The sequence below is a fragment of the Peribacillus sp. genome (genome assembly GCF_059453735.1).
Window position 1 is genome coordinate 1 of the sequence record NZ_JAZVJO010000391.1, and the last position, 10,161, is coordinate 10,161.

Consider the following 10,161-nt stretch of genomic DNA (forward strand, 5'->3'; position numbering starts at 1 on the left):
AACAAAAAATACAGATAAAAGAAGTCGGCCCCCGCGATGGCCTGCAAAATGAAGATGAAATCATTGAAACGGCAGATAAAATTGAGTGGATTGACCGCCTGTCTAATACGGGATTAACCTATATTGAAATTACATCGTTTGTTCATCCTAAATGGATTCCTCAACTGAGTGATGCACGTGAAGTGGCAAAAGCGATCAAACGGTATCAAGGGATTACGTATGCAGCATTGGTCCCTAATATGAAAGGGCTGGATACTGCATTAGAAGCAAATATTGATGAGGTATCCGTGTTCATGTCGGCAAGTGAATCGCATAATCAAGCAAATATTAATAAATCGATAGTCGACACGTATCCGATTTTAGAAGAGGTTGTTCAAGGTGCTCTTCAAGGCGGTAAAACGGCCCGAGGCTATATATCGACTGCTTTTGGTTGTCCGTATGAAGGACCGGTACCAGTTGAACAGGTATTCCGAATCTGTGACAAACTGCTTGAAATGGGCGTTCGCGAAGTATCACTTGGAGATACGATTGGTGCGGCCTCACCGAATCAAATAGAAGACTTTCTGGAATTGGCGCTAAAACGCTACACATCCACTGATCTTGCTATGCACTTTCATGATACGCGGGGAATGGCCCTTGCCAATGTTCTTGCTGCTCTCGATTATGGAATTGAGATCTTTGATGCAGCACTTGGAGGCCTTGGCGGCTGTCCGTATGCACCTGGAGCTAGTGGAAATGCTGCAACTGAAGACCTGGTACAAATGCTGAACCAAATGAACATTAACACGGGAGTCGATATCCAAAAATTATTGCAAGCCGGTGTATTTATGAGGGATAAACTACAAAAAAATCTACCTAGCCACATGCTTGCTGCCTATACTGCACCAATCAATGAAAACTAAGCCAATAGGGAGGCGAAGGGGTGTCCAATATAATTGAGCTTGAAATTGTCGAGAACGTCGGAATATTGACACTGAATCGTCCAGAAGCAGCTAATGCTTTATCGCTTACTATGCTAATTAGACTAAATGAAACGTTGAAAGAGATTAGTAATCAACAACTGCGCTGTCTTATCATCACTGGTGCTGGTGAACGGGTTTTCTGTGCTGGAGCTGACTTAAAAGAACGTGCAGGAATGAATGAAATAGAAGTAAAACAAACGGTCTCTCTCATTAGTAAAACGATGACAGCCATTGAACAATTTCCAATGCCGGTGATTGCTGCGATGAATGGTGCAGCTTTTGGCGGAGGCTTGGAACTTGCTCTTGCCTGTGATATCCGGTTGGCAGGAGAGAACTGCAAACTGGGGTTAACAGAAACGTCGCTTGGGATTATCCCAGGGGGCGGAGGTACGCAAAGATTACCTAGAATTGCGGGTGCTGCAGCAGCGAAGGAACTGATCTTTACAGCAAGAAAAATCACGGCAAAGGAGGCTTGGACACTAGGTATCCTTAATAAAGTAGTGCCGTCTGATCAACTTCAACCAACCGCCTTGAATCTAGCGAAAGAAATTGCCCAAAATGCACCACTTGCTTTAAAAGCAGCAAAACAAGCCATAAACAGTGGGCTGCAAAGTGATATCCCATCAGGATTACTAATTGAAGCAGCATCCTATGAACAGACGATTGCAAGCTATGATCGTACAGAAGGATTACGGGCATTCAGCGAAAAGCGAAAGCCGATTTTTGAAGGCAGATAAATCGAGGAGGCATGCATCATGGCCATTAGTGAAATGAAGACGACCGTTGAAAAGATAAAAAAAGGCGGCGCGGAAAAATATCATCAAAGTAATGCTGAAAAAGGAAAATTATTTGTTAGAGACAGGCTGCAGTTATTATTTGATGAGGGATTGGATATCGAAGATGCTTTCTTTGCTAATTGTTTAAGCAATGGTTTGCCAGCTGACGGAGTAGTCACAGGTGTGGGAACCATAAACGGACAAAGAGTTTGTGTGATGGCCAATGATTCAACAGTAAAAGCGGGATCTTGGGGAGCTAAGACCGTAGAAAAAATCATCCGTATCCAGGAAACGGCTGAAAAACTTCAACTTCCTCTGCTTTACTTGGTTGACTCCGCCGGGGCTCGAATTACCGATCAAGTGGAAATGTTCCCAGGACGACGAGGGGCAGGGCGTATTTTTTATAATCAAGTAAAATTATCAGGTCAAGTCCCGCAAATTTGCTTGTTATTTGGTCCATCAGCTGCTGGCGGTGCTTACATACCGGCGTTTTGTGACATTGTTGTTATGGTAGAAGGCAATGCCTCCATGTATCTTGGCTCACCTCGTATGGCCGAAATGGTCATTGGTGAAAAAGTCACTGAAGAAGAGATGGGCGGCGCTAAGATGCATTGTTCGGTTTCTGGATGCGGCGATGTACTCGCTAAAACGGAAGAAGAAGCGATTAGTTTTGCCCGGCGCTATTTATCCTATTTTCCTGCCAATTATCAGCAAAAGCCGATTAGTAAGGAGCCACGTCAGCCTGAAAAGCCGGAGTCATCAATCGCTGGTTTAATCCCTGCAAATCAAAATGCTGCATTTAATATGAAAGATCTCCTAGCCTGTTTAATTGATGAAGGCAGCTTTTGTGAAATTAAAGAATTGTTTGCAGCAGAACTTATTACGGGCTTGGCACGGTTGAACGGTCAATCCATTGGAATTATTGCCAATCAGCCTAGGGTAAAAGGGGGGACACTTTTCCATGATTCTGCCGACAAGGCTGCTAAATTCATTCAGCTTTGTGATGCCTTCCATATACCATTGCTGTTTTTAGCTGATATTCCTGGTTTTATGATTGGGACAAAAGTTGAACAAGCTGGAATTATCCGCCATGGGGCAAAAATGATATCAGCGGTTAGTGAAGCAACTGTTCCCAAGATATCAGTAGTTGTTCGAAAAGCATATGGAGCCGGGCTTTATGCCATGGCAGGACCAGCATTTGAACCGGATTGCTGCCTTGCATTGCCCACTGCATCCATTGCGGTTATGGGACCAGAGGCTGCTGTAAATGCTGTGTATGCAAAGAAAATACAAGAGCTGCCTTTGGAAGAACGAGCTTCGTTCATTGAACTTAAACGTAATGAATACAAAGAAGACATAGACATTTATCGTTTAGCGTCGGAAATGGTGATTGATGGGATTGTTCAACCAGAGGACCTGCGTCAGGAGTTAATCACTCGTTTTGCCGCTTATGGATCCAAAGAACTAACGTTTACACATCGCAAGCATGGTGTGAATCCAGTCTGAATAGGTATCTTAAAGTCCGGTCATGGGACCGGACTTTTTTGAATCCTTTTGCGGCGTAGTAGAATCATCCAAATAAGGATACGATATTTATTAAAAGATAATAAAGCTAAATGGTTTCCAAGTAATCGTAATAAAGGTACAATGTGAGGAGATTAATCTAGTCGAAATGATACCGAAAATACCGATAATTGTTAAATTACGGTCCGCAAATGGGTAGTCAGCTTCTTTGGGAGGATACATTTTTATGTCAACGAACTACATAGACGACAGCTTAGGATTACACACAGATCTTTATCAAATCAACATGGCCCAAACGTATTGGGAGGATAACATCCACCAAAAAAATGCGGTGTTTGAGGTGTTTTTTAGAAAACTTCCTTTTCACAGCGGCTATGCCGTTTTTGCTGGACTCGAAAAAATTATTCAGTATATTGAGAATTTTTCATTCTCAGAAAGTGATATTGAGTATTTACGAAAGGAGTTAGGGTTTAAAGAAGAATTTTTAAACTTCCTTCGTGATTTAACCTTTACTGGAAATATCCGCTGCATGAAAGAAGGGGAATTGGTTTTCGCTAACGAACCTATACTTAGAGTGGAAGCACCACTTGCACAAGCACAGCTTATTGAAACAGCCCTTTTGAATATCATTAATTATCAAACGCTGGTAGCTACAAAAGCATCAAGAATTAAACAAATCATAGGTGATGAATCTGCTCTAGAATTCGGATCGCGCCGCGCTCAGGAAATGGATGCAGCTATTTGGGGAGCACGTGCGGCCTTTGTTGCTGGTTTCGAGTCAACAAGTAATGTTCGGGCAGGGAAGCTATTCGGTATTCCTGTTTCAGGCACGCATTCCCATGCGATGATTCAGACATATAAAGACGAATACACAGCGTTTCATAAATATGCAAGTACGCATAAGGACTGCGTTTTTCTTGTTGATACTTATGATACGCTGCGGTCGGGAATCCCAAATGCGATTCGGGTTGCAAAGGAACTGGGCGATAAGATTAATTTTATTGGAGTTCGCCTTGACAGTGGAGACCTTGCTTATTTATCAAAAATGGCACGAGAGATGCTGGATAAGGCGGGGTTTACTCATGCCAAAGTCATAGCTTCGAATGACCTCGATGAGTATACGATTATCAACTTGAAACAACAGGGTGCCCGAATTGATGTATGGGGAATTGGTACGAAGCTTATTACTGCCTATGATCAACCAGCACTCGGCGCCGTGTATAAAATGGTTTCAATTGAAGATGAAACAGGGAATATGATTGATACCATCAAAATTTCTTCAAACCCAGAAAAGGTCAGTACACCAGGATTAAAAAGGGTATACCGCATTATAAATAAGATGAACGGCCATTCAGAGGGTGATTACATTGCGATGGAAGATGAGTCGCCGCAGGATGAAGAGAAATTACGCCTGTTCCATCCGGTTCATACTTTTTTAAGTAAATTTGTCACCGATTATGAAGCAGTTGATTTGCATGAGGATATTTATCAAGCAGGAAAACGGATCTATCCACTTCCAGCAATAGAAGAAATCAGGGGATTTGCCAGCCGGAATTTAGAGCTGTTATGGCCAGAATATTTAAGGACCCTTAATCCTGAGGAATATCCGGTCGATTTAAGCCAAAAATGCTGGGATACGAAAATGCGAAATATTGATGAAGTTAAGTTGAACGTAGAGCGGGCACTTTTAAAAATATAGAAGTGTTACTAATTCAGAAATGAGGTTTTAGTATGCGTCCATTACAAAAGGAAATCGTTACAAAGCTGTTAGTACAGCCAAGCATTGATCCCGAAGCAGAATTCAGAAAAAGTGTGGACTTCTTAAAGGATTATTTGAAAAAGAATTCTTTTCTTAAAAGTCTAATCCTAGGCATATCTGGGGGGCAAGATTCCACTCTAGCAGGATATATGGCTCAAACGGCTGTTAATGAGTTAAATCAAGAAATTGGCGGAGACTATCAATTTGTTGCTGTAAGTTTGCCTTACGGAGTTCAAGCCGATGAAGCAGACCGTACATTGGCACTTGAGTTTATACAGCCGTCTAAAACAGTGACGGTTAATATTAAGCCAAGTGTAGATGCTTCTGTAAAAGCAGTTGAAGAAGCAACAGGTGAAGAAATGTCACATTTCCTCAAAGGAAATGTGAAAGCGCGTGAACGGATGAAAGTCCAATATGATTTAGCAGGATTGTACCATGGTGTGGTATTAGGAACGGATCATGCGGCAGAAGCCATTACTGGATTTTTCACAAAACATGGTGATGGAGCAGCAGACTTGATTCCATTATATCGCTTAAACAAAAGACAAGGCCGGGCTATTTTAAAATATCTTCAAGCTCCTGAAAGGCTGTATACAAAGATTCCTACAGCTGACCTTGAAGACGATAAGCCTCTTGTTCCCGATGAAGTGGCACTCGGTGTTTCATATGAAGACATTGACAATTATCTCGAAGGCAAAGAGATACGTACAGAAGCAGCTGAAATTATTGAAGGCTGGTATACGAAGACTGAACATAAGCGTAATGAAGCAATCTCTGTTTTAGATGCATGGTGGAAGTAAGAATAAAGTAGTCCTGGAGATCTCTTGAAAAGGGGATCTTCAGGACTTTTCTTTATTCTTTTACGGCAGGGTGTAACGTTTTTATTTGATTTAGGGATGATGGATTATCTATTGACGTCAAGTCGCCAGTATCTTTTTGAAGAAAGGCTGCTTTAATGACTCGACGTAGTATTTTCCCATTTTTTGTTTTTGGCAGCTCTGATACCTGATAAATCATCGAAGGTAGTAAAGCTTTACCGAGCTGCCTTTCAATCTTCTTCAATAATTCTTGTTTTAGTTCAGGCGTTAACAATAAATTGTGCTGTAATACGACAAAACAAACAGCAGTTTCACCCTTAATTTGATCAGGAACACCGATTGTGGCGGATTCAAGAACGTCTTCATGCGCAGCCAAAATAGATTCAAGCTCTGAAGGGCCTAGGCGTTTTCCAGCAACATTCAAAATATCATCAGAACGACCTGTAATCGTCCAAAAACCTTGTTCATCAATAATCGCCCAATCTCCATGTACCCAAGTATCAGGCCATCGGCTCCAGTAAGTATCTTCATATCGTTCGTTTTCATTCCAGAATCCGTTCGTCATCCCAACCCATGGTTTACCTATCACCAATTCGCCAACCTGACTTATGACAGACTCTGCTTGCTCATTATATACGTGTGCATCCATACCTGGGAGCGGGGAGTTAAACGTAATTGGAGAAATTGGTTTCACTAATACATTTCCAAGAATACCTCCAGAAATTTCAGTTCCTCCAGAATAATTGACGATAGGAATCCTTTTTTTACCGATTGTTTCAAATAACCACATCCAAGGTTCGAGATTCCAAGGTTCACCAGAGGACCCAATCACTCTAAGATTTTCTAAATTAAACGAATCAACAGAGCTGCTACTATCCTTCATTAAGCTTCGAACAAGTGTTGGCGAAATACCCAGATGTGTAACAGAGTGGTCAGCAGTAATGTTCCAAATGCGATTGGCATTTGGGTAATCAGGCGTTCCTTCGAATACTAGAATGGCTGAACCGTTAACCAATCCACCGAAGATTAGAAATGGACCCATCATCCAGCCCATATCCGTATACCAGAAAAGCGTGTCGCCAAGTTTGACATCCATACAGATACCAGCGTCAAAAGCTGCCTTAATCGGGAAACCTGCGTGTGTGTGAACGGCTCCTTTAGGCTTTCCAGTGGTACCAGATGTATAAATAAGCATCAGAGGATCGTCGCCATATGTATCAACCGTATTGGAAGTGCTTACATTTTTGCGTATATCGTTCCATTCTAAATCACGTCCCTGCGTCCAGAGTATTTCTTGACCTGTCCGACGAATCACGATTACTTTTTCGATAGTCGGCGAGAGGGAAACTGCTCGGTCGCATTCTTTTTTCATATTTACGACTTTACCACGTCTGAAGAATCCGTCAGCGGTTATCAAAAATTTTGCCTGTGAAGCATCAATTCTAGCGGCAACCGCTTCTGCGCCATACCCAGAAAATACCGGTGAAAAAATAGCCCCAATTTTTGCAATCGCTAGTATGGATATGACTGTCTCAGGGATCATAGGTAAATAAATGGTGACGACATCCCCGCGCTTAATGCCTGTTGCTAAAAGACCAGCTGCAGTCCGTTCAACTTCATTCATCAGTTCCTCAAAGGTAAATGTCTGTTCACTCCCATCATCACCTACCCAAATTACCGCTTTATTTCCTTTTGTTTGCTCATTCTTTGCCCATTTCTCTACTGAATTTGTATAAATATTCATTTTTCCGCCAGTAAACCACCTAGGGTATTTGACTCCGTTTGTTAGATCAAGTGTTGTTTGATAGGGGGTAGTCCAAAGTATTCCAAGCTCTTTAACCGCTTCATCCCAGAACCAGGAAGTGTCAACAATTGATCTTTGGAAAAATGCATCGTAATTCGTCAAACCAGTTTTGTTCATCCATTGATATAATCTTGTTTGTTGAAGGTATTCTTCTTTTGGAAACCATACTGCTTCATTGGCACACATGAGTAACCTCCTTATATTTTCTGAAAATTCTTTTCGTTCTGACAATTACATTATATAATAGATGGAAATGCAATGGTAATAATAGCGATGTTGAAAAATTAAATAAAGGAGCTTTAATGAATAAATATATTTTATTTCTGGACTTGTTATTTTATCTCGTATTGCCGCTGCTTATCTGGAACTATGGAAGAATATATATGGGTGATTATACGGCTATTCTTGCATCTTCTTCAGTTGGAATCCTCTATAGTATTTACCGTTTTTATACGATGAAAAAAGTAAGCTTTACTGGGATGTATATTTTGACTTCGCTGCTTATTAAAATTTTTATAGAGTTTTTTGCGGGATCAGCACTGCAGCTTCTCTGGAATCATATTTATTATGATTTCGTAACGGCGTTATTTTTTTTAGTAACAATACTTATTAAAAAACCTGCCTCTTTATATCTCACACTTGATATCGTTGAGTTACAAGGGAATGATCGGGCCCTGATGAAAGATTTATTTTATAGAGGAAGAATCTTTAGCGTCTTTAACGTAATAACCCTCGTTTTTTGCTTTCGAGAACTAGTCCTAGCTGTTACAAGAATTATTCTAGTCGGCCGGTTCGGAGTAGACGCCTATGATGAAGGCATTATTTATCAACAAGTCATCAGTTGGATATTTACAATTATTGCGGGGGTAGGGTTTTTTTATGTTTATAAACTTCTAGGTCCTGAAACGAGAGAGAATCCGAAGTGAAGAAAAATAAAATAGCCTATCCATAACGAAAAGATTCGATACGGATAAGCTCTTTATTTAATAGGCAATTCGATGTAAAAAGTGGTGCCGTGTTGATTACTTCTTGCAGTCAGCAAACCAGAATGGTTTTCAATAATTTTCTTTGAAACGGATAATCCAAGACCAGTACCGTAGTCTTTAGTGGAGAAAAACGGTTCAAAAATGTTTGCGAAAACCTCTGGACTAATGCCTGTTCCATTATCGGCAAAAATAAACTGCAGATAGTTTTCTTCTCCTTGAGCCTGAATTGTGATCTTTAATTTCTCATTATTTGCTGCTTGGATTGAGTTTTGCATAAGGTTCATGAATACCTGTAAGAGTTCTTCACGATCACCCATAAAGAACAGATCATTAATGTTTCGATTAATTTCCAACTGTAAGTCGACGTTATAAAGCGTGGCCTGAGTCTGAAGAAAGGTGATTAAGTAATCGTTAAGAAAATAACCGGCATTCATCCATTCCATATTTGTCTGCGCGGGCTTAGCTATCGCCAAAAAGTCTGTGATAATCTTATTAGCACGATCGATTTCAGGAATTAATAACTCAGAAAATAAATTGGAAACCTTAGGCTCGACCTTGCTTTGGAGTAATTGTAAATACCCTCTGACAGTGGTAAGCGGATTGCGAATTTCATGAGCAATTCCGGCTGCAATTCTCCCAGCTACCGCTTGTTTTTCCGCTTCCTTAATTGATTTTAGGTAGTAGAATACACCAATTACCCGCTTAATCGAACCATCTGTATTGTGAATGAGTTTGGTATTCACTTTATAATAATTTCGATCAAGGACTTCTCTATCGGTAATTTCTTGATTCGTGCGCAGTGATTCTAGGATAATGATTTTTTCATCAGGAATTTTGATTAAATCTCTAATATGCCGCCCAACCATGGTGCCTTTTGCTTCACCATGATCAACAGCTGCCTGATCATTACAGAAAGTCATAATCCCGTCACTATCTAGAAAAACGATATGATACGGTATTAAATTTAAAATGGGGGCAACGAATAATTCAATTTCCTCAAACGGAATGATCTCAGGCATGATATTGAGCTTGCTGCATTCACGGAATTGATCACTAGCTTCAATGCTCAAGCCGTGACCATCCACTTTATTAATCGAGTATCCGTCTTTATGCTGAAACGTAAAACTCAGCGGTAGGTCAGTGAGAAGCTCCTGCAGCATCTGATTTTCTTTTTTTAATTGTTCTAATTCATAATCTTCCATGTTTTTTTTCATTTATATCTGTACACCTCTAATAAAAAATCCCCTATCCCATCTATATATTGCGAATATTTATAATATATTGGGGTAATTACCTTAATTTTCTCTTGCATTCTTCTATATTACTAGAAAAAGAGAAAAATAAACAATAAAATACAAAATCATCAAGGAGTCTATATAAAACCTTTTTATAAAATGAGTGTTATAATAAAAGGATAATGGAATATTTTAGAAACACCTTTCAACTTTTAGAGTCAAGACCAATAGGTCTCCTATTTCGAAAAAGGTGTTTTTTGTTATACAAGAGGAACATGGAAGGGAAAGTGGCATGAA

At 40.3% G+C, this 10,161-nt stretch carries 8 protein-coding genes; 6 read left to right on the forward strand and 2 right to left on the reverse strand.

The window, feature by feature from the left end:
• The first annotated feature begins 8 nt into the window (after nt 1-8).
• The 5 genes from AC52RT_RS12780 to nadE all read left to right on the forward strand — a co-directional run bounded on the left by AC52RT_RS12780 (nt 9) and on the right by nadE (nt 5,821).
• Nucleotides 9-902: a hydroxymethylglutaryl-CoA lyase gene (locus tag AC52RT_RS12780; RefSeq protein WP_495541104.1), complete on the forward strand. Its 894-nt coding sequence runs from the start codon at nt 9-11 to the stop codon at nt 900-902.
• Between the two features lie 20 nt (nt 903-922).
• Complete coding sequence (locus AC52RT_RS12785; RefSeq protein ID WP_495541097.1) at nt 923-1,699, forward strand: enoyl-CoA hydratase-related protein; 777 nt, start codon at nt 923-925, stop codon at nt 1,697-1,699.
• An 18-nt stretch (nt 1,700-1,717) separates the two neighbouring features.
• Complete coding sequence (locus tag AC52RT_RS12790; RefSeq protein ID WP_495541098.1) at nt 1,718-3,244, forward strand: acyl-CoA carboxylase subunit beta; 1,527 nt, start codon at nt 1,718-1,720, stop codon at nt 3,242-3,244.
• A 244-nt stretch (nt 3,245-3,488) separates the two neighbouring features.
• Nucleotides 3,489-4,961, forward strand: coding sequence for a nicotinate phosphoribosyltransferase (locus AC52RT_RS12795; RefSeq protein WP_495541099.1), 1,473 nt, complete (start codon nt 3,489-3,491; stop codon nt 4,959-4,961).
• A 32-nt stretch (nt 4,962-4,993) separates the two neighbouring features.
• Nucleotides 4,994-5,821, forward strand: coding sequence for an NAD(+) synthase (nadE, locus tag AC52RT_RS12800; protein ID WP_495541100.1), 828 nt, complete (start codon nt 4,994-4,996; stop codon nt 5,819-5,821).
• A 52-nt stretch (nt 5,822-5,873) separates the two neighbouring features.
• Here the strand turns inward: nadE and AC52RT_RS12805 are convergent, their stop codons facing one another.
• Nucleotides 5,874-7,829 (reverse strand): AMP-binding protein, encoded by a 1,956-nt coding sequence (locus tag AC52RT_RS12805; RefSeq protein WP_495541101.1) that lies wholly within the window; start codon nt 7,827-7,829, stop codon nt 5,874-5,876.
• Between the two features lie 116 nt (nt 7,830-7,945).
• Between AC52RT_RS12805 and AC52RT_RS12810 the strand changes: the two genes are divergently transcribed.
• Nucleotides 7,946-8,569 carry a VC0807 family protein gene (locus tag AC52RT_RS12810; RefSeq protein WP_495541102.1) on the forward strand — a complete coding sequence of 208 codons (624 nt, stop codon included), beginning with the start codon at nt 7,946-7,948 and terminating at the stop codon, nt 8,567-8,569.
• 53 nt (nt 8,570-8,622) lie between these two features.
• Here the strand turns inward: AC52RT_RS12810 and AC52RT_RS12815 are convergent, their stop codons facing one another.
• Nucleotides 8,623-9,843, reverse strand: coding sequence for an ATP-binding protein (locus tag AC52RT_RS12815; RefSeq protein ID WP_495541103.1), 1,221 nt, complete (start codon nt 9,841-9,843; stop codon nt 8,623-8,625).
• Nucleotides 9,844-10,161: the final 318 nt, after the last annotated feature.

What these genes read in the sequence shown, in the direction of transcription:
- AC52RT_RS12790 (WP_495541098.1), top strand. Translation starts at nt 1,718, where the DNA reads ATGGCCATTAGTGAAATGAAGACGACCGTTGAAAAGATAAAAAAAGGC.
- AC52RT_RS12795 (WP_495541099.1), top strand. Translation starts at nt 3,489, where the DNA reads ATGTCAACGAACTACATAGACGACAGCTTAGGATTACACACAGATCTT.
- nadE (WP_495541100.1), top strand. Translation starts at nt 4,994, where the DNA reads ATGCGTCCATTACAAAAGGAAATCGTTACAAAGCTGTTAGTACAGCCA.
- AC52RT_RS12805 (WP_495541101.1), bottom strand. Translation starts at nt 7,829, where the DNA reads ATGTGTGCCAATGAAGCAGTATGGTTTCCAAAAGAAGAATACCTTCAA.
- AC52RT_RS12810 (WP_495541102.1), top strand. Translation starts at nt 7,946, where the DNA reads ATGAATAAATATATTTTATTTCTGGACTTGTTATTTTATCTCGTATTG.
- AC52RT_RS12815 (WP_495541103.1), bottom strand. Translation starts at nt 9,843, where the DNA reads ATGAAAAAAAACATGGAAGATTATGAATTAGAACAATTAAAAAAAGAA.